At 74.9% G+C, this 24,156-nt stretch carries 17 protein-coding genes; 10 read left to right on the top strand and 7 right to left on the bottom strand.

All coding sequences use genetic code 11. From position 1 onward, the window contains the following. A complete protein-coding gene (locus ATL51_RS17145) occupies positions 1-783 on the bottom strand; it encodes an IclR family transcriptional regulator (protein WP_100879182.1) in 783 nt (260 codons plus the stop codon). A 170-nt stretch (positions 784-953) separates the two neighbouring features. Between ATL51_RS17145 and ATL51_RS17150 the strand changes: the two genes are divergently transcribed. Continuing rightward, a complete protein-coding gene (locus tag ATL51_RS17150) occupies positions 954-2,066 on the top strand; it encodes a mandelate racemase/muconate lactonizing enzyme family protein (RefSeq protein WP_100879183.1) in 1,113 nt (370 codons plus the stop codon). Beyond that, complete coding sequence (locus ATL51_RS17155) at positions 2,063-3,178, top strand: iron-containing alcohol dehydrogenase family protein (RefSeq protein WP_100880766.1); 1,116 nt, start codon at positions 2,063-2,065, stop codon at positions 3,176-3,178. The genes ATL51_RS17150 and ATL51_RS17155 overlap by 4 nt, the downstream gene beginning before the upstream one ends. A gap of 4 nt (positions 3,179-3,182) precedes the next feature. Here ATL51_RS17155 and hepT read toward each other — a convergent pair whose 3' ends face one another. Then, positions 3,183-3,572 carry a type VII toxin-antitoxin system HepT family RNase toxin gene (gene hepT / locus ATL51_RS17160; protein WP_202968063.1) on the bottom strand — a complete coding sequence of 130 codons (390 nt, stop codon included), beginning with the start codon at positions 3,570-3,572 and terminating at the stop codon, positions 3,183-3,185. A gap of 7 nt (positions 3,573-3,579) precedes the next feature. After that, positions 3,580-3,966 carry a nucleotidyltransferase domain-containing protein gene (locus ATL51_RS17165; protein WP_100879184.1) on the bottom strand — a complete coding sequence of 129 codons (387 nt, stop codon included), beginning with the start codon at positions 3,964-3,966 and terminating at the stop codon, positions 3,580-3,582. Between the two features lie 191 nt (positions 3,967-4,157). Between ATL51_RS17165 and ATL51_RS17170 the strand changes: the two genes are divergently transcribed. From ATL51_RS17170 to ATL51_RS17185, 4 genes are read left to right on the top strand one after another with little or no spacing between them, the layout of a single operon-like run. Continuing rightward, positions 4,158-6,161, top strand: a complete 2,004-nt coding sequence (locus ATL51_RS17170; protein WP_100879185.1) for a glycosyltransferase — start codon at positions 4,158-4,160, stop codon at positions 6,159-6,161. Next, positions 6,158-9,085, top strand: a complete 2,928-nt coding sequence (locus ATL51_RS17175; RefSeq protein ID WP_157818405.1) for an arabinosyltransferase domain-containing protein — start codon at positions 6,158-6,160, stop codon at positions 9,083-9,085. Before ATL51_RS17170 ends, ATL51_RS17175 begins: the two co-directional genes overlap by 4 nt. Positions 9,086-9,121: 36 nt before the next feature. After that, on the top strand, positions 9,122-10,036 hold the full coding sequence (locus tag ATL51_RS17180; RefSeq protein ID WP_100879187.1) for a HipA domain-containing protein: 915 nt from the start codon (positions 9,122-9,124) through the stop codon (positions 10,034-10,036). Then, the gene (locus ATL51_RS17185) at positions 10,026-10,817 is read left to right on the top strand and encodes a hypothetical protein (RefSeq protein ID WP_157818406.1); all 792 of its coding nucleotides are present in this window, start codon (positions 10,026-10,028) and stop codon (positions 10,815-10,817) included. Before ATL51_RS17180 ends, ATL51_RS17185 begins: the two co-directional genes overlap by 11 nt. On the opposite strand, the gene ATL51_RS17190 is transcribed toward ATL51_RS17185, so the two are convergent. Both ATL51_RS17190 and ATL51_RS17195 read right to left on the bottom strand, forming a co-directional pair. Then, positions 10,802-12,706 (bottom strand): glycosyltransferase, encoded by a 1,905-nt coding sequence (locus ATL51_RS17190; RefSeq protein ID WP_100879189.1) that lies wholly within the window; start codon positions 12,704-12,706, stop codon positions 10,802-10,804. The two genes, ATL51_RS17185 and ATL51_RS17190, sit on opposite strands and share 16 nt — an antisense overlap. A 55-nt stretch (positions 12,707-12,761) precedes the next feature. Continuing rightward, complete coding sequence (locus tag ATL51_RS17195; protein ID WP_167410009.1) at positions 12,762-15,986, bottom strand: arabinosyltransferase domain-containing protein; 3,225 nt, start codon at positions 15,984-15,986, stop codon at positions 12,762-12,764. Between the two features lie 329 nt (positions 15,987-16,315). On the opposite strand from ATL51_RS17195, the gene ATL51_RS17200 reads away from it, so the two are divergent. The 3 genes from ATL51_RS17200 (at position 16,316) to ATL51_RS17210 (ending at position 20,105) form a co-directional block, all read left to right on the top strand. Then, the gene (locus tag ATL51_RS17200; RefSeq protein ID WP_167410010.1) at positions 16,316-18,469 is read left to right on the top strand and encodes an acyltransferase; all 2,154 of its coding nucleotides are present in this window, start codon (positions 16,316-16,318) and stop codon (positions 18,467-18,469) included. Between the two features lie 288 nt (positions 18,470-18,757). Continuing rightward, the gene (locus ATL51_RS17205) at positions 18,758-19,444 is read left to right on the top strand and encodes a class I SAM-dependent methyltransferase (protein WP_100879192.1); all 687 of its coding nucleotides are present in this window, start codon (positions 18,758-18,760) and stop codon (positions 19,442-19,444) included. Positions 19,445-19,454: 10 nt separating this feature from the next. Next, positions 19,455-20,105: a nitroreductase family protein gene (locus ATL51_RS17210; protein WP_062404007.1), complete on the top strand. Its 651-nt coding sequence runs from the start codon at positions 19,455-19,457 to the stop codon at positions 20,103-20,105. A 12-nt stretch (positions 20,106-20,117) separates the two neighbouring features. Here the strand turns inward: ATL51_RS17210 and ATL51_RS17215 are convergent, their stop codons facing one another. Both ATL51_RS17215 and ATL51_RS17220 read right to left on the bottom strand, forming a co-directional pair. Continuing rightward, entirely contained in the window at positions 20,118-20,873 is a 756-nt protein-coding gene (locus tag ATL51_RS17215) for a decaprenylphospho-beta-D-erythro-pentofuranosid-2-ulose 2-reductase (RefSeq protein WP_100879193.1), read from the bottom strand. A gap of 20 nt (positions 20,874-20,893) precedes the next feature. Then, positions 20,894-22,300, bottom strand: a complete 1,407-nt coding sequence (locus ATL51_RS17220) for an FAD-binding oxidoreductase (protein WP_167410011.1) — start codon at positions 22,298-22,300, stop codon at positions 20,894-20,896. 52 nt (positions 22,301-22,352) lie between these two features. Here ATL51_RS17220 and ATL51_RS17225 point away from each other — a divergent pair, with 52 nt between their 5' ends. Then, positions 22,353-24,149 carry a hypothetical protein gene (locus ATL51_RS17225; RefSeq protein WP_157818407.1) on the top strand — a complete coding sequence of 599 codons (1,797 nt, stop codon included), beginning with the start codon at positions 22,353-22,355 and terminating at the stop codon, positions 24,147-24,149. The last annotated feature ends 7 nt before the right edge of the window (positions 24,150-24,156 follow it).

Genomic DNA, 24,156 nt, shown 5'->3' on the forward strand with positions numbered 1-24,156 from the left:
TCATGGGACGGAACGCCCCGGCGTCCACCCCAGCTCCGCCGACACCGCGGCCGCGGCGGCCGCCGTCGCCCGACCCGTCTCGTCGAACCGGCCGTCCAGCCGGGCGGTCGGCCCCGAGACGTTGAGCGCCGCGACGACCCGGCCGCGGAAGTCGCGCACCGGTGCGGAGACCCCGGCCACGCCGGGCTCGAACTCCTCGTGGGACACCGCCCAGCCGCGTTCGGCGGCCTCCTGGATCGCCTGCCACAGCTGCGGGACCGTCCGGACCCGGGAGTGCGGGTAGTCCGGCACCAGGTCCTCGACCGCGCCGAAGCGCACGAACAGCTCGTCGGGGGTCGCGTCGGAGAGCAGCACCCGGCCCGCCGACGTGCACGGCAGCGGCGCGCGCCTGCCCTCCCAGCCGGTCGTGCGGAACGAGTGCCCGGACACCGTCCGCGCGGTCAGCAGCGCGTCGTCGCGGAGCACGCACAGGTGCACGGTCTCCTCGGTCTCGGCGGCCAGCCGGTGCAGCACCGGCTCGGCGACGGCCGTCAGCCGGCCGCCCGTGCCCCGAGCGGCGAGCGAGAACAGCCGCCACCCCAGGCGGTAGACGAGTGTGTCCTCGTCGCGCTCGACGAGCCCGGCGTCGGCGAGGGCCCGCAGCGCGCGCGAGACCTGGCTCTTCTCCCGCCCGGTCAGCCGCGCGACCGCGGCGACGCCCAGCCCGTCGGTGCGCCCGGCCTCGTCCGAGGCGAGCGCCTCCAGCAGCGCGACGTCGCGGCCGAGCCCGTAGCCGTTGTGCACACCGGTGACGCTAGTCCCGGTTGCCCTCAGCGCAACGATGATCTCGATTCCCGGTGGCCCCTGGCCGCGGCCGTGCCGACTTCCTAGATTCGGGGACCAACCGGCTCGGGGTGCACCGCCCCCGATCGCACCCCGAGCCGGAACGAGCTCCCGACACCACCCCGGACCCGATGAAGATCACCGACATCACGCTGGACCGGGTGCGCCTGCCGCTCGACCCGCCGCTGCGCGCCGCCTGGGACCCCGAGCCCCGCACCGTGTTCGACGCGACGATCGTGCGCGTCCACACCGACGACGGCGTCGTCGGCATCGGCTCCGGCGACACCATGGACGGCTTCGACGCCTACCGGCACCTGTTCGTCGGCACCGATCCGCTCGCGATCGCCCGGCACGTGCGCGTCATCGAGACCTGTGCCCTGCACGGTGGCCACTACTGGCCGCTGGAGGCGGCCCTGTGGGACCTCGCCGGCACGGTCGCCGGGCTGCCCGCCGCGACCTTGTTCGGCGGCACGTTCGACGCGGTGCCCGCCTACGCGTCGTTCTGCGTGCTGCGCCCGCCCGCGGAGCGTGCCGAGGTGGCGCACCGGGTCGCGGAGGAGGGCTTCCGTGCGGTCAAGATCCGGATCGACCGGGACCGGGTCGAGGAGGGGATCGGCGCGGTCGCGGCCGTCCGGGAGGCGCTCGGCGAGGACTTCGCGATCATGGTGGATCTCAACCAGGCGTGGCGGATGGCCGGCGACGTCGCCCCCGCCACCGACCTCGCCGCGACCCGGCGCCTCGTCCGGCGACTCGCCGACCTGGGGGTCTTCTGGGTCGAGGAGCCGCTGCCCTACGCCGACGCCGACGGCATGCGCACCCTGCGTGCCGACAACCCCGGGCTGCGGATCGCCGCGGGGGAGATGCAGCGCTCGTTCGGCGACCTGCTGCGCCTGCTCGACGACGACGTCCTCGACGTCCACCAGCCCGACGTCGTCCTCGCGGCCGGGATGAGCCGGGTCCGCACCCTCGCCGAGCTCGCCCTGTTGCGCCACCGCGCGTTCACCCCGCACAGCTGGACGAACGGCATCGGCGTGCTCGCGAACCTGCACGTCTCCGCCGGCGTCGGCGGCGGCCCGTTCTTCGAGTTCCCCTACGACCCGCCGGACTGGACCCCGGCGCGTCGCGACTTCCCGCTGGCGCAGCCCCTGACCGTCGGCGACGACGGCATGCTGGCGGTCCCGAGCGCCCCCGGCCTCGGGTTCACCCTCGACGAGGAGGCGATCGCACGGTGGCGGGTCCGGTGAACGGGTTCACGGTCGAGGCGACCTGCGCCCTGGAGTTCGGTCCCGGCGCGGTCGCCCGGGTCCCCGCGCTGGTCGACGGCCTCGGTCGGGCGGCGGCGTTCGTCGTCACCGACGCCGGGCTGCGCGCCACCGGCATCGTCGACCGGGTCGTCGGCGACCTCACCGCGGCCGGTCTGTGGACCGAGGTGTTCGACGGGATCGGCGCCAACCCGTCGACGACGGCCGTCGAGCACGGCGCGACGGCGCTGCGCGCGTTCGGCTCCTGCGTGGTCGTCGCGATCGGCGGCGGCTCGGTGCTCGACGCGGCCAAGGGCATCGCGCTGCTCGCCACCCACCACGGCGCCCGCGCGACCGACGACCTGTGGTCCTCCCCCGTCGCGGGGCTGCCGCTGATCGCGGTCCCCACCACCGCCGGGACCGGCGCGGAGACCAACGGGTTCGGCGTCGTCGAGGACACCTGCGCCAAGCGGAAGGTCTACCTGGGCCACGCCTCGGTCCGGCCGCGCGTCGCCGTCCTCGACCCGGAGCTGACCGTCGGCCTGCCGCCCGCGGCGACGGCCGCCACCGGCTTCGACGCGCTCGTCCACGGCGTCGAGTCGCTCGCCTCCCGCGGCGCGAACCCGGTCTCCGAGGCCGCCGCCGCCCAGGCCGTCGCGCTGGTGGGCCGGTGGCTGCCGGTCGCCGTCGACGACGGCACCGACCTGGAGGCCCGCGCGCAGCTGCTGCTGGGCGCGCACCTGGCGGGCCAGGCGCTGACCGTGTCCGGGCTGGGCCTGGTCCACGGCATCGCGCACGCGGTCACCGCGCACACGGGCACCCCGCACGGTGTCGCGCTCGCGTCGGTGAACGAGCAGGTCATGCACTGGAACGCCGACGCGGCGGCGGAGGCGTACGCCCGCGCCGGGGCCGCGCTGGGGACCGCCGACGCCGTCGCCGGGATCGCCGCGCTCGTCGAGGGCATCCGCGTCCGGCGCCCGCTGCACGAGCTCGGCGTGGACCGGGGGCTGCTTCCGGTGCTGGCGGCCGCCGCCGTCGTCGACCCGGTGACGGCCAACGCGCCGCGCACCCCCACCGAGGACGACGTGCGGGAGATCCTCGAGGCGGCCTGGTAGCGCCTCAGAGCCGGGCGGCGACCGCGGCGACGAACGCGTCCAGGTCCGACAGGTCCGCGAGCCGGGCGACGACGATGTCGTCGTCGACGTCCACGTAGTCGTGCACGAGCACGTTGCGGAAGCCGACCGCCCGGGCGACCCGCTGCGCGACGTCCTCGTCGACGAAACCGTGCCGGCCGAGCAGCCGCACCGCATCGGCGTTCGTCGCGGGCGGGCCCCACCCCTCGGACGAGCAGACGTGCTGGGCGACGTCGACGCAGCCCTCGATCGCCGTCACGAACAGGTACTTGACCCCGCTGAGCCACAGCCGGTCGGCCCGCCGGTCGGGGTCCGCGGCCGACTCCGCCCGCAGGACGGCCAGGTCGTCGGTGACCGACCGGAGCAGCCGGGCCACCCGTGCCTCATCGACCATGCCCGCCCCGCACGGCATCGAGGAACTCCCGGTGCGCGCGGGTGATCCGCGGCAGCTCGTCGGCGTAGATCTTGCGGGTGGTCGCCACCCAGCGCACCCGTGCGGGCGGGTCGTCGTCGAGGAGCAGCTCGCCGTCCATCGCCACCCGACCGGCGAGCTCCAGGGGTGCGGAGTTCAGGACGAGCAGGTCCACGTCGTCGGGGAGGTCGACCTCGAACGACGCCGGGGCGTCGTCCCGCCACCAGGCCGCCACGTCGAGGTCGGAGGCCGCTCGCGGGCGGCCACCGGCCGCCCGGCTGCCGTGGATGAACGCGAACCGCGCCCCGGCGCCGCGCAGCACCGCCGCGACCTCCGCGCGCCGGGCCGGTTCGTCCATGGCGCCAGTCTGGCACGCGATGCGGCGGGGAACCGGACGATCCACACCGCTTCCCCGCCGCGCCCGCCCGCCTCCCGGCTCCCGCACCGCCCGCGGCTACGCTCGCGCACGACTCCACCCGGACCCGGGCGGACCGGCAGCGCCGCCGCCCGGGCCCCCGCGCCCCCGCGACGACAGAGGCAGCTCCTGCGATGACCACGACGGACCAGCGAGGTCAGGTGTCCTCCACCACCCCGGCCACGACCAGCGGCGAGACGCTGCTGCAGCGGGTGGTCCTGCCCCGGCCCGCCGACCCGACCGCCGTCCGCGCGCTCTACCTCGACGAGCGCCCCGGCACCACGCTCGCCCCGGTCGAGCCGCTGGCCGACGAGGACGCGCGCCCGCTCTCGCTGACCGTCTCGACCATCGGCGGCCGCCGCACCCGGATCCTCGACCGCACCAGCGCGACCGTCCCCGCGGCCACCGAGGTCTCCTTCGGCGCCTACTTCAACGCCTTCGCCGCCGGCTACTGGCGGGCCTGGTCGACGCTCACCAGCATCGAGCTGCGCCTGGACCTGGAGGGCTCCGGCCGCGTCGACGTCTACCGCACCAAGGCCGACGGGTCGCAGATCGTCGTCGCCGGTGAGGTGGTCGAGGGCCGCCGCCGGGTCACCCTGGAACTGGACCTGCGCCCCTTCGAGGACGGCGGCTGGTACTGGTTCGACCTGTCCACCGACGATGCCGATCTCACCCTGCACGGCGGCGGCTGGCACGCCCCGCACGACGCCCCCGGCCGCGCGGCCGTCGTCGTCGGGATGCCGACGTTCAACCGCCCGGCCGACTGCGTCGCCACACTCACCGCGCTCGGCTCCGACCCGCAGGTCCTCGAGGCGATCACCGCGGTGATCCTCCCCGACCAGGGCACCCGCAAGGTCCGCGACGAGGCCGGCTACGAGCAGGCCGCGGCCGCGCTCGGGGACCGGCTGCGGATCATCGACCAGCCCAACCTGGGCGGCTCCGGCGGCTACGCCCGGATCATGTACGAGGTCCTGCACGGCACCGGCCCGCACGCGGGCGGGATCGACTGCGAGCAGGTCCTCTACATGGACGACGACATCCTGCTCGAGCCCGAGTCGGTGCTCCGCGCGATCGCGTTCAGCCGGTTCTCCCGCGAGCCGATGCTCGTCGGCGGGCAGATGTTGTCGCTGCAGGCGCGCTCGCAGCTGTCCACCATGGGCGAGGTCGTCGACCGCAACCAGTTCCTGTGGCGCCCCGCCCCGGACACCGAGGCCCACCACGACCTCGCCGCGCGCACCCTGCGCCAGACCCGCTGGCTGCACCGCCGCGTCGACGTCGACTACAACGCCTGGTGGATGTGCCTGATCCCGCGCCGGGCCGCGGAGCAGCTCGGGCTGCCGCTGCCGCTGTTCATCAAGTGGGACGACGCCGAGTACGGCCTGCGCGCCCGCGCCGCCGGGTTCCGCACCGCGACCGTCCCAGGCGTCGCGATCTGGCACATGTCCTTCATCGAGAAGGACGACTCCTCGGACTGGCAGGCCTACTTCCACTACCGCAACCGGCTCGTCGCCGCGGCCCTGCACGGCCCCGACGACCCGCGCGCGATGCTGAAGGAGACCTTCAAGCGGACCCTGCGCCACCTGATGCTCATGGAGTACTCGGCGGTCGCGCTGCAGATCAAGGGCTTCACCGACTTCCTGGCGGGCCCCGAGGCGCTGTTCCCGAAGCTGCCCGTGGTGCTCGACGAGATCCGGGCCCTGCGGGCGCAGTACGACGACGGCCGCCCGCTCGACTCCGCGACCGAGGTGCCGCTCGCCGACCTCGACGCGCTGGGCGCCCAGCTGTTCCCGAAGCCCCCGGTGGGCCGGGCGAAGGCCGCGGTCGGGCTCGCCCGCGGGGTGCTGCGCAACCTGCGCACCCCGGACCCGGCGCTGCGCGAGCGCCCGCAGCGCAACGTGCCGTGGAAGAACGCCCAGTGGTTCGTGCTGGCCGGCCTGGACTCCGCGACGGTGTCCACCCCGGACGGCCGCGGGGTGACCTTCCGCCGTCGTGACCCGGCGATGTTCAAGGAGATGGTCGCGGAGTCGTTCCGGCTGCACCGCGCCGTCGCGGCGGACTGGGACGGACTGCGTGCCCGCTACCGGGCGGCGGCGCCCGTGCTGACCGGCAAGGACGGTTGGAAGCAGATCTTCGAGTGAGTCCCGCCCGCCGGGGGCCGCTGCTGCTCCTGCTCGGCGTCGTCACCTGCCTGCTCGGTCTCGCCGCCGCGATCGCCCCCGTCGACGCCGAGGACCCGGTCGTCACCTGGCCCCGGGCGGGACAGGCACCGGCGAGCACGGTGCTGCCGCTCTCGCCGTACCGGCCGCTGGAGTTCTCCGCGACCGTCCCGTGCGCCGCGGCGGCCGCCCTGGGCGAGGGCGACGTGCTGCGGACGATGCCCGCCGCCGAGGAGAACCCGGTGACCGCGCCGGGCTTCGTCGCGAGCGTGGCCGGCGGGACGCTCACGCTGCGCACCGGCGACCGGGTGCTCGCCACCGCGCCCGCCGGGTCGGGCTGCGTGCTCGAGGTGACCTCCGCGGACGGGGGCACCGTCGTCGCCCGCGACGGCGCGATCCTCGCCGAGCGCCTCGACGTCGCACCGCCGCAGGTCGCCGAACTCGCCACCGACGTCACCGGGTCCGCCGCGGCCGGGCTCGCGGTCACGCTGCACACCGACGCGCGCTACGCGTCGTCGCCGTCGCCGCTGAAGGTCGCGCTGCTCGTCGCGCACCTGCTCGCGCTGGCCGCCACCCTCGCCGTCGCCGTGCGGACCTGGACCGGCACCCGCCGGGTGTTGGACGCGCCCGTCCGCCCCGGTCCGGCCGACCTCGTGGTGCTGGTCGTGAGCTGCGCCTGGGCGGTGCTCGGGCCGCTCAACATCGACGACTCCTGGTACGCGCTGATGGCCCGCCAGGGGGCGCGGACGGGGACGATCGGCAACGCGATCTACCAGTTCGACGTCACCGAGGCGCCGTTCGCGACCAGCCAGTACCTGCTGCAGTGGTGGGGGAGCCTCGTCGGCTGGGGCCTCGGGCCGCTGCGTGTGGTGCCGGTCGTGCTGGGTCTGCTGACCTGGGTGCTGCTGCGGTACACCCTCGCCGCGCTCGCGGGCCGGGCCGGCGTCCGGCCCGGGGTGGTCGCCGCGCTCGCCGTCGCGCACCTGGCCTGGTTCCTGCCCTACGGCATCGCGCTGCGCCCCGAGCCCGCCGGGACCGCGGCCGCCGCCGGGGTGCTGCTGCTCGCCGCCGCCGCCCGCCGCACCGGGGCGGTCGGGCTGCTCGCGCCGGCCGTCGTCGTCGCGGTGGTGGGGGTGACGACCGCGCCGACCGCGCTGGTCGCCGCGATGCCGCTGCTGCTCGCGCTACCGCTGGTGTGGTGGCACCTCGCGCACGCGCCGTGGGCCACCCGGCTCGCGACGGCCGCCGTCGCGTTCGCCGCCGCCAGCGTGGTCGTGCCGCTCGGGCTGGCCGACCAGACCCTCGCCGACGTGCGCGAGTCCGTCGCCGTGCACCGCTGGTACTACTTCCAGTACCAGTGGTGGCAGGAGTTCGTGCACTACGCCAACCTCCTCGGCCCCGACGACCAGGGCACCTGGGGACGACGCCTGCCGGTCCTGCTGACCGTCGCCGTCGTCGCGCTGGGCGCGGTGCGGCTCGCGACGCGCCGCGGCACCGGCGGCCCGCTCGGCTCGGCGCTCGGGTTCGCGCTCGCCGCCACCGCCCTCGGCCTCGTCGCCGTCGCCGTCAGCCCGACGAAGTGGGTCAACCACTTCGGCGTCGTCGCCGCCCCCGCGACGCTGCTGCTCGGCATCGCGCTCGCCCGCGGCCCGCTGCCGCGGCGCGCCCCGGCCCGGCTCGTCGCGGTGGGGACGGCCGTGCTCGGCGTCGTCGCCGCGGTGATCTACGCCGGCCCGAACCTGTGGCGTCCGTTCTCCGACTGGGGGCAGCCGTTCGGGAACCACTCGGTCGTCGACGCCCCGATCCACCAGCAGGTCCTCGCCCCGCACCTCGGGCCGCTGTACCTGCGCAGCCCGCTGCTGTGGCTGCTCGTGGTCGCCGCCGCGCTGTGGTGGGCCCGGCGGCGGGGGAGCGCGCCCCGGCCGGACCGGGCGGTGCTGCGCGTCGCCACGGCCGGCGGCGTCGCGCTGATGCTCGCCGTGTTCGTCGTCGCCCCGGTGCAACAGGCCCCCGGCGCGTCGGTGGCCTCGATGAACCTCGCCATGCTGACCGGCGACGGCTGCGGGCTGGCCGACGCGCTGACCGTCACCGTCCCCGGTGACGCGACGCCCGCGCTCCCGAGTGACCCGCCCCGCCTCACCGGGGTGATGCGGGACGGCCCGCCGCCCGACCGCCCGTCGATCCCCGGCCCCGTCTGGCACACCGAGGACGCCGGCACCGGCACCCTCGACGCCGGCTGGTTCCCCGTCCCGGCCGGGACCACCCGGCTGATCCTGCCCCTCACCGGGGACCTGCGCGGCGACCAGGCCGTGCGGGTCGAGTCCGGCGCCGGCACGGCCACGGTCGACCTGCCGGGGACGAAGGTCGCCGACTGGCGGGACGTGGCGGTGACCCTGCCCGGCCCCGCCGACCGGGTCCGGGTCGTCGTGGACGACCGGATCGACGGGCCCGACACCTGGCTCGCCGTCGGCGCCCCGCGGCCCGCCCGCGACCTGCCCGCCCGCACGGTGCTCGGCGACGCCCCGGTGTTCGCCGACCAGGCCTCGGCGGTGCTGTGGCCCTGCCAGGACCAGATCGCGGTGCGCCACGGCATCGCGCAGGCCCCGCAGTGGCGGCTGCGCACCGGCGACGACCTGGAGGGCGCGACCGAGGCCACCGCGTTCTTCCCGGCGAACGGCGGGACGCTCGCCGGGATCGGCCGCACCGCGACCTTCGACGAGCTGCCCTCGCGGCTCGATCCGCCCGGCGGGCGCGCGATGTTCGCGCCCGCGCACGTCGAGCGGGTGCGCTACGAGCACCCGACCGACGGCTGGGACCTCACCGTCGGGACGCAGCGACGGTGGGGCTGGGAGCGGCTGCCGACCCTGGCCGACAGGACCTACACGGGACGGGACTTCCTGGGCTGACCGCTCGCTGTCGGTACTCGGCGCTACGGTGCCGCCGTGCTGTATCCGGTCGTCGACGTCTCCGGTTGGGAGCCCGCGCGGCCGGAGACCATCGGCCGGGAGGAGAAGCTCTGGCTGCGGGAACCCGGTGCTCCGGTGCACAGCCGGGAGCGCGACTGGCTCTTCAAGCCCGTGATCGTCCCGGCGAACGGGAACAGGCAGGGTGAGGACTGGGCCGAGAAGATCGTCTGCGAGCTCGGGGAGCTGCTCGGAGTCCCGTGCGCCGAGGTCCAGATGGCGGTGCGGAACGGCCGGGCCGGGTCCGTCTCCCGCAATGTGGCCCCGGACGGCTGGAACCTCGTTCTGGGATCGCTCCTGCTCGGAGCGAGTTCCCCCGACTATCTCGACGGGGAACTACGACCACCGGGCCGTCCCGGGCACAGCCCCGAGGCCATTCTCCGGGCGCTGGACGGAATCGACGCGCCACCGGGGACCGCACTTCCCGACGCCGGCACCACGTTCGCGGGCTATCTGCTGCTGGACGCCTGGGTCGGCAACCAGGACCGGCACGACCAGAACTGGGCGGTGCTGAGGGAGACCGCCGATCCCGGACGGATCAGGATGGCGCCATCGTACGACCACGCCAGCTCGCTCGGGTTCAACCTCCGCGACACCCGTCGGCAGGCACTGATCACGAACGGGGTCGCCGCGTATGCCGCGGCCGCCCGTGCCCACCGGTTCGAGCACTCCCCGGGGGCCTCCCGGTCCGAAATCCCGACACTGGTCGACGTCTGTCGTGGGATCCTGCGAGGGCGTCCCGCGGCAGCGTACTGGTGGGAGCGCCTGGAGTCGGTCGGCACGGACCGGATCGCCGCCGTCGTCGCCGCGGCACCGGGAATGTCGGCGCCGGCAGCTACATTCGCGACGGAACTGCTGCTGATCAACCGGAGGAGGCTGCTCGATGTCGGTTGACCCCAGGCCCGTGCTGGCTCCGGCGCCGTCGATCGCGGCGGGCAGGTCACCGGGTGCGCTGATCGTCGCCTGGCAGCACCCGGATGTCCGTCTGATCAGCCCCGTCGGGCGTCTCGACCACGGTCCGGGCACCGAGTACCGGTTCCGCTACCTGCGGTCCGCCCCGGAGGTGGCGGGCTTCCACCCGTTCCTCACCTTCCCGGACTGGGAGCGCGACTACCGCTCGGAACGACTGTTCCCCCTCTTCTCGCAGCGTGTGATGAGCCCGCGTAGGGCGGACTTCGCCGAGTTCCTCCGCCAGCTACACCTCGACAGCGACGCCACACCGTGGGAGCAGCTCGCCCGGTCGGAGGGGCGCCGCACCGGGGACACCGTGCAGGTCTTCCCGATGCCGACCGTCGACGACGAGGGCCTGAGCCGGTGCACCTTCCTCGTCCACGGCATCCGTCATGTGACCGGTGGCGCGTTGCCGCCGCTGACGGCCGGCGAGGTCCTGTGGACACGGCCGGAGCCGGGCAACCCGAGGAATCCACGGGCTCAGCTCGTGCGGACCGGCGACGGGCTCGACCTCGGCTACATCCCGGACATGCTGCTCGAGCACGTCGAGGCGCTGCAGCGCAGGGCTGATCCGTCGCTGGTGGTGGAACACGTGAACGGACCGGAGGCCCCGTCACATCTGCGGCTGCTGGTCCGGTTGGAGGGCCGCACCCCGCCCGGCTACCGGCCGATGTCGGGCCCTCGGTGGGCCACGTTCCCGGAGTCCGCTCAGCCCGCGTCGTAGAGCCGGGCCCACGTCTCGCGGGAGGTGAGCCGCGGCTCCGCGGCCTTCCACTCCCGGGCGACCTGCGGCCCCTCGTTCCACAGCCGGCGCACCGTGTGCACCCCGCGGGTGGTGAGCTCGCGCAGCCGCTCCTGGTCGCGGGTCCGGATGCGGACGCCGTTCTCGGCCATGTCGGTGACGATCGCGCGCTCGAACAGCGACACGTGCCACCAGTGCGCCTCACCGGCCGGGACCATCCCGGAACGGAACGGCACCCGCCCGGTGGCCTGCAGCAGGGCGCGCTTCACCCAGGTCCGCACGATCTTCGACGGCTTGCCCCCGGCGAGGCGCACCACGGACTCGCGCACGTCGAGCCCGGCCTCCGCCAACGGCACGGCTGTCGTCTCGGGGTAGGCGGCGCGGATCCGGCGGATCTCCGCCGCCGCGGAGGCGGAGCCGTCGTCGAGGACCGAGGGGCCGCGCAGGAAGTCCTCGACCGCCGTCAGCAGCGTCGCGGCCAGCCCGTACTGCATCGCGACCAGGTACTGGGCCAGCAGCTCGACGACCGTCGCGGACACCGTGCGCCGGTCGAAGCCGGTCCGCAGGGCGGCGGTGATCAGGCCGTTGCGCTGGTTGAAGTAGCGGTGCCACTCGTCCCAGTCCTTCCAGCCGAAGTCGGCGTGCCACACGCCGGCCCCGGGCAGCGACACCGTGGCGAAGCCGCGCTCGCGGGCGCGGTACCCGAACTCGACGTCGTCCCACTGGAAGAACAGCGGCAGCGGGTACCCGATGGCCCGCACGATCGGTGCGGGGATCAGGCAGGACCACCAGCCGTTGTACTCGGTGTCGACCCGCTGCTCCTGCACGATCGGCAGCAGCCGCTCGTCGCGGCCGAGGAGGAAGCCCTCCTCCAGTGCACCGGGCACGGGCCTGCCGACGCGGAGCTTCTCGGGCTCGGCGTACTCGGCGGTGATGTGGACGTGGCCCGGGTGCAGCAGGTTCAGCATCTGCCCACCGACGATCGTCGGCGCGGTGGTACAGGCGGCGAACCCGGTCAGCCGGACGACGATCTCCGGGTCGAGCAGCACGTCGTCGTCCATGAGCAGGACGTCGTGGTCGTCGGCCGGGTCGCCCGCGGTCGCCTCGTACAGGCCGCGGGTGAAGCCGCCCGCGCCGCCCAGGTTCGGCTGGCGCTGGTAGGCGAGCCGGTCGCCGAACGCGGCCGCCAGCGTCGCGAACCGGTCGCGCGACTCCAACGGGTCGCTGCCCTGGTCGACCACGCGGACGCATCCGACGCGGGCCAGTGCGGCCGGGTCGTCGAGCAGCGCCTGCAGCGTGTTCAGGCAGTCCTCGACGCGGTTGTAGGTGCAGATCGTGATCGAGGTGGGCCGCGGCGGGCGGGGCACCGCGACGGTCCACTCGACGTCGGACACGGTCAGCGTGCCGGTGTCGGTCGCGAACTCCAGCCAGAGCCCGCCGCCGTCGACGAAACGGTCGATCGCCCCGGTCAGCTCGACCGTGGTGCTCCCGGTGGCGTCGACCCCGGTGGTGGCGACGGCACGGGCGACCTTGTTCGTGTCCGAGGCCATCAGCCACACCCGGCCGCGGCCCGCGGCGCGCAGCGTCACCCGGACCTCGGGCACCGCGGTCCAGCGCTGCCAGTAGGTGGCGTGCAGCCGCCCCCAGTAGGTGTTGGTGGTGACGTGGGTGGCCGGGACCAGCTCGATCAGGTCCCGTTCACGGCGGGCGGCGCCGCGCAGGACCTCGGCGTAGAGGTCCTCGGGCACCAGGTGCGTCGGCCCGGTGAAGGGGCCACGCTGCACGACCAGCCGTCCGGGGCGGGTCCCGCCGGCGGGGTCGTCGGCCGGGGCGGGCTCGCCCCCGCGGAGGGGCCGGGCGGTGTCCAGCATGGCTCTCGCTCTCGCCTCACTTCTCGGATCGGGCTTCACGGAGTCTGCCGGGGCCTCAGCCCGGCATCGGCGTCGGGTCCGGCGACGGGGCCCCGGCCTGCCCGACCTGCTGCCAGCCCCACAGGGTCCGGTCGCCCTCCTGCACCGGGGCCGGGACCGCCCGCGGGTCGTAGGGCTCGACGAGCCGGACCTGGCCCCAGTCGAAGTCCCAGGCACCGGGCAGGTAGGTCGGGACGTAGCGCTGGGCGGCGGTCCGGAGCAGCCAGCCCTGGGGGCCGCCGAACCGGCTGCGGCCCCACTCGTCGGCGACGGTGCGCTGCTGCGGGTCGGCGAGCATCCGGAACACCGGCACGTCGGCGATGCCCCGGTGCACGCCGAAGCGCTGCACGCAGGGGTGCACGAACGACGTCGCCCAGTCCAGGTACGCGGTGCCGCGGGCGGCGATCGTGGTCAGCGGGGTCAGCCGCGGGACCCGGGGCTGGGCGACGGCGATCCACGACCCGGCCCCGATGCCGCGGTCGGACACGATCACCCGCACCCGGTCGGCGTCGGCGGCCGGACGGCCCGCCAGGTCGACGCGCAGGTCCCGCCACGCCTGGCCGCCCGAGGCGCCGCCGGAGTAGTCCGACGTGCTGCTGACGGCCCCACCGGGCTCGATCTCGTCGACGACCGCGCCGTCGCGGGCGAACTGCAGGGTCACGGTGTTGCCGCCGCCGATCGTCCCGGCGACGCCGAGCACCAGCGGCGCGGAGCCGTCGCGGGCCGCGGCGGGCAGCGCGTGCCACACCGAGCGGTAGTCGCCGACGTTCTCCGGGTCCGGCGACCAGCTGCCCATGACCGGCCCACCCAGCGGGCCGGTACCGGTGACGCCGGGCCGGTCGTCGCCGTCGCCGCTGTTGTCGCGCAGCGACCCCGGTCCGGTGGGGGGCAGGCCGTCGGGCGTGACGCCCTCGGCCAGGGGACCGGGGTCGGGGACACCGGCCGGTTCCGGCGCGACGGGCAGCACGTTCGCGGCCGGGTCGGTCTCGACCTGGATGCGCCCGGCGAGCCCGCAGCGCGACCCGGTCGGGTCGGTCAGGACGTCGGCGCCCAGGGAGTAGGAGCCCGCCTGCTTCTCCATGCCCTTGGCCAGGGAGGCGACCTGGAACAGCACCATGAACGCGCAGATCACCGCGATCGGCGCCGACCCGAGCCGGACGGCCTGGACGGTCCCGATCCGGCCGCGCCGACGCCCGAGGGTCCGCCGGACCGGGCGCGGCACCCCGGAGGTCGAGCGCAGGTGCTCCACCCCGGCGACGACGAGCGACAGGAACGCCAGGACCAGCAGCACCGTCGTCGCCTGGATCCCGCTGACCGACACCGGCTTGTCGAACCACGGCACGCCCCAGTTCGAGACGTACCACCAGGTGTTCGGGCCGCGGAACGCCAGACCGGTCACCGCGAGTACCGCGCCGAGGAACAGCGCCTGGTTGCGTCGCGAGCGCAGCACACCGGTGCTCGTCGCCAGCGCGGCCAGCGCCGCGACGCCCGAGGCGAGCGCGGCGAACGCGCCGAAGTGGTGCGTCCACTTCGTGGGGGTCAGGGCCAGCACCGCGAACGACAGCGCGGTGCTGGTGAGCAGTCGTCGGGAGAACCCGAGCGCGGCGCCCGGGATGCGGCCGCGGCGCAGCAGCACGATCGTCGAGACGATCATGCACAGCCACAGCAGCAGGACCGGGAAGCGGCGTTGCAGCGAGCCGTCGCGGCTGTCGCTGAACAGCAGGTCGTAGCGGGCGAGCTCCTGGTACCAGGGCAGGTTCGGGCCGATGTCCTGGCGGACCCGGGTGGCCTCGGCGACGGTGGCGAGGGTCTGGTCGCCGAAGACGGCGGTGAGCACGATCAGCCCGGCCGCGAGCAGCGGGCCGAGGGTGGCGGTCCACCCGGTGGTGCGGATCCGCTCGGTGAACAGCCGCAGAAGCGGCCGGGCCGCGGCCAGGAACGGTGCCAGCGCGATGAGACCGGTCGGCGTCGCCGCGACGGCGAACGCCCCCGCGACGAGTGCCCCCGCGACCGGCAGCAGTCGCCGGGTGGCCAGGGCGCGCTCCAGCATCACGAACGACACCAGCGCCGCGATCACGACAACGGTCTCCGGGCGGAGCCCGTTGTTGAACGGCAGCCAGAAGCACAGGAACACCCCGGCCGCGGCCCAGCTCGCGGAGCGGCTGCGCCGGACCCGGGTGCCGAGGCGCGGCAGCAGCGCCCGGCTGATCAGGAACCACGACGCGACGCCCATCGCCAGCGCCGGGACGCGCAGCCACAGCACCGACTCCGAGACCCCGCTCCACAGCGAGTACAGCTGGTAGAACCAGCCGAACGGCGCCTCGGGGACGTCGAACCAGCGGTGGTAGTTGCCGATGTAGCCGGCGGTGTCGTTGCCCCGGGAGATGTCGAGGATGTAGCCGTCGTCGCTGGTCATCGACCCGATGAGGGCCCACACGACCAGCACGCCGACGACGACGGCGTCGCGCAGGTCGTCCTGCCCGCGCAGCCGGCGCGCCAGCCGGCGGCCGTGCACGACGCGGCGGGCGTCGGCGTCGTCGATCCGGCGCAGGAAGAACAGCGAGCCGAACAGCGCGACGATCGCGACACCGCCCGCGACGAGCTTGAGCGTCGAGGCGTCGGTGTCGTAGCGGTTGTCGGTGTCGAACCGGACGCTCGTGCCACCCATCGGGTCGCGGGCCGCGTCGAGGTCGGAGTGGATCCCGGTGAGCTGCGGACGGCCGTCGCCGGCGAACTCGTAGAGCGTGGCCCCGCCCAGGGTCGCCGTCGTCGCGTCGAAGTCCGAGGTGAACGTGAGCGCGCAGGGCGCGCCCGGCGGGGGCAGCGGCGCGGTGGCGATGCGCTGACCGCGGTTGTCGAGGGTGACCACCCCGTCGGCGACGGCGATGCGCAGCCCGACCGTGCCGCCGTCCGGGGCGCCGGTGGGTGTCGTGGACAGCACGGTCGCGCGGCCGGCCCCGCGGTCGTCGAGGCTGCGGATCGCGTCGCAGTCGATCGTCGCGGTCAGGCTCTCCGGCCGGTACGCGACCAGGGGTGCGTTCAGCGGCGCGGTGCCGGTCGTGGCGTTCGGCCAGCTGACGGTTGCCGTGTTCTGCACGACCGGCAGGAACGGGATCGCCAGCGCCAGCACCGCCGAGAGCAGGCCCAGCGCGGCGGCGAGCAGGCGGTCGGTCGGACGCGACCGGCGGTCGGTGGGGCCGGATCCCGGACGGGGATCCGCCTCCGTGTCGGCGGTCAGCACACGACCGAGGCTAGACGCCACCCGGTGATCAACTGTGATCACCCCGTGACCCCGACCGTCCACCCGTCCGGCGTAGTCCACCCACCTGGGGTCTCAAGGTCGGTCACTCCGGGTTTCGATCACGGTAAGTGATCAGCTGCGACATTCGGGCACTGTTCGGGTGTCACCGGTGACGGTGGTGATCTCGCCTCGTTGGTCCCGGTGTGAGCATCTGCACCGATTCGCGAGCGACGGCCGACGACCCGGCCACCGCCGCGTCCGCCGTCGGCGGAACCACTCCCGGACAGGGGGGTTCGTCTGTCCGATGTGGAGGAGACGGTGGCGGTGAGGTGCTCGCGCTGACGGGGCTGCGTATCGTCGCCGCGCTCTGGGTCGTCGCGTTCCACTTCCACTTCACCCCGATGGCGGGTGTGGAGACGGTGAACGGGTGGCTCGGACCGCTGATCACACAGGGTGCGCTGGGCGTCGACCTGTTCTTCGTCCTCAGCGGCTTCGTCATCGCCTGGACCTACCTCGACCAGCTCGGTCCGCGGCTCCGACTCCGGGACGCGGGCGGGTTCGTGTGGGCCCGAGCGGCGCGGATGTGGCCCGCCTACGCGGTGGTGTTCCACCTCTTCGGCGTGTGGCTGGTGGCGCGGCTGCTGTTCGGGTCGACGACCGACGTCGCCTACCAGGCGGTGCAGCCGTCGTTCGGCGTCGGTGCGTGGCTCGAGCAGCTGTTCCTGGTGCAGATGTGGGACGAGCAGTACCTCGACGGCGCGTCCTGGGTCGGCCCGACGTGGTCGATCAGCGCCGAGTGGCTGGCGTACCTGCTGTTCCCGCTGCTGGCGCTCGGATTCTTCCGGCTGCGGAACCTGCCGTTCGCGGTGCTGGCGGCGGGGTCGCTGCTGTGCACCGCGCCGATGGCGGCCGCGTTCCTGGTAGTCGGCTCGCCGTATTACCCGTACAGCTGGCTGGTCCGGATCCTCGGCGGGTTCTCCGCCGGTGTCCTGGCGATGCTGGCCGTGCGGCGGCTGCGCGCCACCGAGCGGGTCCGCTCCGCGGCCTCGGCGACGGCGACGTCCACCGTCGCCGCGGTGCCGTTCGTCCTGCTGGCGGGGTCCGTCGTCGGCGGCGGCCTCCACGGCCTGGCCGTCGTCGCCTTCCCGGTCCTGGTCGGAGCCCTCGCGCTCGCCGACCGCGGACCGGTGCACCACCTGCTGACCCGTGGCCCGATGGTGCACGGAGGGCGGATCTCCTACGCCCTCTACCTGGTCCACATCCCGATGTTCGAGATCTTCTGGTTCCTGAGCGACTCCGGTGTCCTCCCCCGCGGCGGGGAAACGGGGCACCTGATCGCGCTCACCGTCTTCGTGGGGACTCTGCCCGTGGCACACCTGCTGTACTCGCTCGTCGAACGTCCCGCGCGCCGGTGGATGCGGGGCCGGGCCCGGCCCACCCCCGAGGCCGTCGAGGCGGTCGTCGCCCCCGACCCGGTCCCGCCCGCCCGCCGCGTCGTGGCCAACGACGAGGCGCGCCGTGACCCGGAGACCTCCGTGCTGCCGATGATCACCGACGAGCCGGTGACCTCGGTGCTGCCGGTCGTGTCCGCCGCCCCGGCCACCGCCGATCCCGCCGCAGCGGCTGCGGCCGTGTCCGCCCGGCGGGTGGCGCGGCGGTCCGTGCCGTCGCAGCCGTCGGCCCCGGCGCAGCCGTTCGCGCCGGCCCAGCAGGGCGACGTGCCCTCGGTGACGGAGGCGCTTCCGGTGGTCCGCCGTCGCTCGGCGGGCCCCGCCGTCGCCACGACGTCGGGCTGGACCCCCACCACGGCGCCGGAGCAGGCCCCGGCCGACGACGCGCGGACCGCCGCCATGCCGGTCGTCCCGCCCGTCGCGGCCCCGTCCGCGCCGGTCGCCGAGCCCGAGCCCACCGCCCCGGCGTCCGAGCCGGCCCCTGCCGACCCGATCGTCGTCCCGGCGCCCGCGCTGCCCACCCGGGCACCGCGACGCCCCGAGGCCGACCCCGCCGACGTGCCCGCCGCGGCCGAGATCGGCGTCCCGGCCCCGGCCGGTTCGGCCCGCTGGGTGCTCGAGCGCCTGGCCGCGGCCCGCGCCGCCGACTTCGACGGCGCCGGGCACAGCGACCTGTCCGCCGACCTCGTCGCCGTCGCCCGGATGCGCAGCGGCGGCGCCGGCACCGGCGGGGACCTGTTCACCCCGGTCGTCGAGGGCACCGGCACCACCACCGGTGTCGACCGGATGGAGCGGCTGCGGTCGCTGCACATCGCGGCCCGCGGGCTCGCCGACGACCGCGGTGTCGTCCCGGCACCGCGGGCGATGCGCTCCGCGTCGGCGCTGCCCGGCACGCGGACCGGCGCCGAGAACTGCGGGCGGGCCGGCCGTCGTCGCGACGACGCACACGCCAGCGCCGCGACACCGATCGTCGCCGCCTCCGGTGCCGCCGCGGCCCGTCGCCGCCGGAAGAAGCCGGCTCACGGGGCCTGAGCCTGCGCTGGGGAGCGGGTGACACGGCCGTGCCCCCGGGCCACCACCATGGTCCGGGGGCACGGTCGCGTCCGCCGACCCGCGCGGGATCCGGTCCCGCGGGACGGGGAGACCGGCGGTGCCCGCCCTGCGGTGGTCCACGCACCGGGGAGTGGTCCGGTGCCGCCGCATCCCGGTGCCCGGGACGTGACGCAGGTGCCCGGACACCGCGGCCCGCCGCGTCGGTGACAATGGACGGGCCCGCCCGTCGCGACCAGGACGGGCCCCGCCCACCGACGCGATGGACCGATGATCCCCACGACCCCGCCCCTCGCCGACCTGCCCGAGCCCGCCGGTGCCACACCGCCGGAGCGGGCCGCACTGCACTGGTACCTGCGCCTGGCCCGCCACCACCTGGGCCGCGGCCCCTACCTCGACGTCGCGGGTGCCGGCGGGGTCCTGCTCGCCGGCCTGGCCCGGCTCGGCCCGGTCTCGGGGCTGGCCGGCTCGGAGGACGAGGCCGGGGCGATGCGTGCGGGCGCGCCGGGATGCCCCGTGCACCTGACCCCGGATGCCCTGCCGGGGGCGGTCGCGTCGCTGACCGCGGTGGAGGTGCTCGACCGGCTCCCCGACGCGGCGCTGGCCGGTGACCTCGGCCCGGGCGGCTGGTTCCGGGCGCTCGAGCCGGGCGGGCGCGCACTCGTCGTCGCCGCCGACGCCGAGGGCCGCGGCCGGGAGTTGGCCGGTGCCCGCTGGGTGCCGCCCCGCGTCCCGCGCGGGCACCTGCGGATCCGGGAGATCCTCGTCGACGCCGGGTTCGAGATCGTCCGGGAGGGCTCCGACGGGCTGACCCGCGGCCCCTACGGCGGTGTCCCCACCTGGGCCGACCCGCGTCTGGCCGCGACCCGTGCGCAGCGGTCCGCGGGACGCCTCACGTGCGAGGCGGGCGCGGGGGAGCGCGCGGTGATCATCGCGAGGAGACCGGCGGCGCCGTAGCGTGCAGGGCATGAGCGATGTGCTGCCCCTCGGGCCCGACGAGCTGCTCACCACCACCCGATCGGTCCGCAAGCGCCTGGACCTGGAGCGTCCGGTCCCGCTGGAGGTGGTCCGGGAGAGCCTCGAGGTCGCTCTGCAGGCCCCGAGCGGCTCCAACCAGCAGGGCTGGCACTGGCTGGTGCTCACCGACGCCGAGAAGCGCAAGGCCGTCGGCGAGTACTACCGGAAGGCGTTCACCGCCTACCGGAACTCCTCGCAGTACCCGACGACCCGCTCCCACGGCGACGCCGACCGCGACGCCACCCAGCTCCGCGTCGCGGACAGCGCGCAGTACCTCGCGGACCGGATGGGGGAGGTCCCGGTGCTGGTCATCGGCGCGATGAACGCGAAGGCCGAGCTGCCGGCGTCGAACCAGGCCGGGATGTGGGGGTCGCTCCTCCCGGCCGCGTGGAGCCTGCAGCTCGCGCTGCGCGCCCGCGGCCTGGGCAGCGCCTGGACGACGCTGCACCTGCAGTACGAGAAGGAGATCGCCGAGCTGCTGGGCATCCCGGAGAACGTGCGGCAGGGCGTCCTGCTGCCGGTCGCGTACTACACCGGCGACACGTTCAAGCCCGCGAAGCGCCAGCCGCTCGACACCGTCCTGCACGTCGACGGCTGGTAGGCCGCCCCCGGATCAGATCGGGAGCCTGCGGAAGATCGGCCGGGGCACGTGGCGCAGGGCGCTCATCACGAAGCGCATCGGCGCCGGTGCCCACACCAGCTCCTTGCCCGTCCGCACCGCGTCGACGATGACGTCGGCGACGGCCTGCGGGGTGGTCGCGAGCGGTGCGGCGTCGAGGCCCTCGGTCATCTTCGAGTGCACGAAGCCGGGCCGGACGATCGTCACGGTCACGCCGAACTCGCGCAGCGCCTCGGTCAGCCCGGTGTAGAACGCGTCCATCCCGGCCTTGGTGGAGCCGTAGACGAAGTTCGAGCGGCGGGCCCGCTCCCCGGCGACCGAGGAGATCGCGACGAGCGAGCCGTGGCCCTGCTCGCGGAACCGCTCGGCCAGCGCGACCCCGGTGGAGACGGTCGCGGTGTAGTTGACCTGCGCCAGCTCGACGGCGTGGTCGACGTCGGTCCAGGCCTTCTCGTTGTCGCCGAGCAGCCCGAACGCGACGACGGCGACGTCGATGTCCCCGCCCGCGAAGGCCTTCTTCACGACCTCGGGGTGGGTCTCGATGCGCCTGGCGTCGAACTCGATGGTCTCCACGCCGCACCCGAGCGCCTCGAGCTCGGCGCGGGCGGCGTCGAGCCGGGGGCCGGGTCGGGCGGCGAGCACGATCCGCAACGGGCGGTCCGCGGCGAACGCGCGCACGGTGGCCAGGCCGATCTCGGAGGTGCCGCCGAGGAGCAGGATGCTCTGCGGATTGCCGACTGCGTCGATCATGATGGTGCTGGCTCCGGACGTCAGAGGGTCAGTGCGAGGCGGCGGGACATGTCGGAGGCGAAGACGCCGGCCGGGTCGACGCCGTCGCGGATCGCCTTCCACTCGGCGAACCGCGGGTAGCCGGCGGCGAAGGCCTCCGGCGACGTGCGCGACTCCTTCGCCAGATACAGCCGCCCGCCTGCGGCCAGCACCATCTCGTCGAGCTCCGTGCAGAACCGGGACAGCCCGGTCGCGATCGGGAAGTCGACGGTGATCGTCCAGCCCTCGGTCGGGAACGACAGCGGTGCGTCGTTGCCCGCGCCGAAGCGCTTGAACACGTTCAGCCCGGACTTGTGCGGCGAGGCCGCGATCTTCTCGAGGATGCGGCGCAGCTCGGTCTCCGCCCCCATCGGGACGACGAACTGGTACTGCAGGAAGCCCTTCGAGCCGTAGACCCGGTTCCAGTCCCCGAACACGTCGAGCACCTGGTAGAAGGCCGTGATGTTCTGCACCGAGCCGCGCTGGTGCTTCGGTGCCTTGCGGAACCACAGCTCGGAGAACGCGGTCAGCGACAGCTTGTTGGCCAGCCCGTTCGGGAAGACGTCCGGGAAGGTCAGCAGCTGCGGCGCGTCGAACTTCAGCGGCTCGGAGCGCAGCTTCGCGGGGAGCTGGTCGACGGTCGCGAGCGAGCCGCGGGTCAGCACCGATCGGCCCATCCGGGCGCCGGTCGCGGTGGTGTCGAACCAGGCGGCCGAGTAGCCGTAGGTGTCGTCGGAGCCGTCGGTGAGCAGCTCCAGCAGGCCGTCGAGGTCGTCGGTGCGGTCGGTGTCGACCACGAAGTACGCCGACTCGGTCCGGTGCAGCCGCACCCTGGCCCGCACGATGACGCCGGTCAGGCCCATCCCGCCGACGGTCGCCCAGAACAGCTCCGAGTCCGGTCCGGACGGGGTCAGCTCGCGGACCGAGCCGTCCGCGGTCACCAGCGCCAACCACTCGACGTGGTTGCCGAAGCTGCCCTTGGTGTGGTGGTTCTTACCGTGCACGTCGGCGCCGATCGCCCCGCCGATCGTGACCTGGCGGGTGCCCGGCAGCACCGGGACCCACAGCCCGAGCGGCAGCGCGGCGCGCATGAGCTGGTCCAGGCTGACGCCCGCGTCCACGTCCGCGACGCCGGTGTCCGGGTCGATGGCGTGGATCCGGCTCAGGCCCGGCATGTCGAGGACGACACCGCCCGCGTTCTGCGCCGGGTCGCCGTAGGACCGGCCGAGCCCGCGGGCGATCACGCCGCGCTCGCCCGCCGTGCGGACGGCCTCGGCCACGTCCTCGGCGTCGCGCGGGGTGACGAGCTGGGCGACCGTCGGTGCGGTCCGTCCCCAGCCGTGCAGGGAGGCGGTCCGTCGCGCCGGGGCGTCGGTCCTGGTGCTGCTGGGAACGGTCGTGTCCGTCATCGTCGCCAGGGTAGCGAGGGCCACCGACGACGACGGGTGCGACCCTGGGCGGGTGCTCGACGAGCGGCAGGTCCGCCTCCCGCTGCCCCCGGCACGGCGCCGGGGCGCGACCGCGGGGCTGTACGTGCTGCTCGGGCTCGGCTACCTGCTGGTCTCGCTGTGGCTGCAGCGCCGGGTGCTCGCCGACCCGGGCGGTCTGCTGATCGGGCACGTCACCGCCGACGCCGACATGTTCGCCTGGTGGCTCCACCGGTTCCCGTTCGCCGTGGCGCACGGGGAGAACCCCCTGGTCACCGACTGGATGCACTGGCCTCACGGGCTCAACGCGCTGTGGAACACCGCGGTGCCGCTGCTGGCACTGGCGCTCGCCCCGGTGACCCTGGTCGCGGGCTCGGTGACCGCGTTCAACGTCGGGCTGGTCCTCGGCCCGGTCGTGTCCGGACTGGTCCTGGTCGCCGCGCTCGGCCCCTACGTCGGCGCGGGCACCCGTGGCTGGGGCGCCCGCGGGATCGCCGGTGCGCTGTACGCGTTCTCCCCGTTCCATCTGGCGCACGCGATCGCCGGGCACCTCAACCTCACGTGGTCGCTGCTGCCGCCGCTGCTGCTGCTCGTCGCGCACCACCTGTTCGCGCGCGGCCCGCTGCGTCGCCCGTGGCTCGTGGGGGCGCTCACCGGACTCGCGCTGGTCGGGCAGCTCGTCCTCTACACCCAGACCCTCGCCATCGGCGTGATCCTCCTGGTCGTCACCGCGGTGGTGCTCGCGCTGCGGTTCCCACGACGGGTCCGCGCGCACCTGCCGGGGCTGCTCCGGGCCGGCCTGGCCTGCGTCGGGGTGTTCGTGGTGCTCGGCGCCTACCCGCTGTACCTGGTGCTGGCCGGGCCGAACCGCCCGCGCGGCGCGATCCGCAACGTGCACGCCACCGGCGCGGATCTGGCGAACCTGCTCGTCCCGACGTGGCTGACCGCCGTCCGGGCGGTGCCCGACGGCGTCGACACCGAGCTCGGCGGCCACATCGGCGAACAGGGCGGCTACGTCGGCGTCGCCGTGCTGGCGCTGGTCGTCGTCGCGGTGCTGGTCGTCCGGTCGACGACGCTGCGGGTCGTCGCCGCGGTCGGGTTCCTGTCCTGGGTCGCCTCGCTCGGCACGAGTGTCGTGCTGCTGGGCGACTACACGGGGATCCCGCTGCCCTGGCTCGGGTTCGCCGAGGTCCCGTTGCTGTCGGAGGTCGAGCCGGTCCGGATCCAGGTGGTGACCGCGCTGTGCGTCGCCGTCGTCGTCGCGCTGTGGGTGGACCGGATGCCGCTCGACACCCCGGCGACGGCGGTCGGTGCCGTCGCCCTGACCGCGCTGGCGGTGGTGTCCTGGCTGCCCGCCGACGCCCAGGAGGTCCGGCCCGCGCCGGTGCCCGCCTTCTTCGCGGCCGGGGCTGCGCCGCTGGGCCCGGCCGACGTCGTCGAGATCTACCCGCGGATCACCGCGGCCTGGGACGACGGCGCGCAGGGCCTGCGCTGGCAGGCCGCCTCCGGCCCCGCGTTCCGCATCCGCGGCGGCTACTTCATCGCCTCCGACCCGGAGGACGACGTCGCGATCCAGTCCCGCTGGAACCGCTACCAGATCGGGGCGCAGTGGGTCGCCGACGGCAAGAACGACCCCAGCGACGACTACACCGCCGCCGCCCACCGCGAGCTGCGCGACCTGGGGATCACCGCCGTCGCGTTCGTCCCCGGGTTCGCCGGCGGCGACGAGGCCCGTGCGCTGGCCTGGACCCGGCGGGTCACCGGCGACCCCGGTCGGTTCGACGGCGGGGTGTGGCTGTTCCGGCTGCCGGACGCCGCACCCGTCGGATAGGTGTTTA

It is taken from the genome of Pseudonocardia alni, assembly GCF_002813375.1.
GTDB classification, from domain to species: domain Bacteria; phylum Actinomycetota; class Actinomycetes; order Mycobacteriales; family Pseudonocardiaceae; genus Pseudonocardia; species Pseudonocardia alni.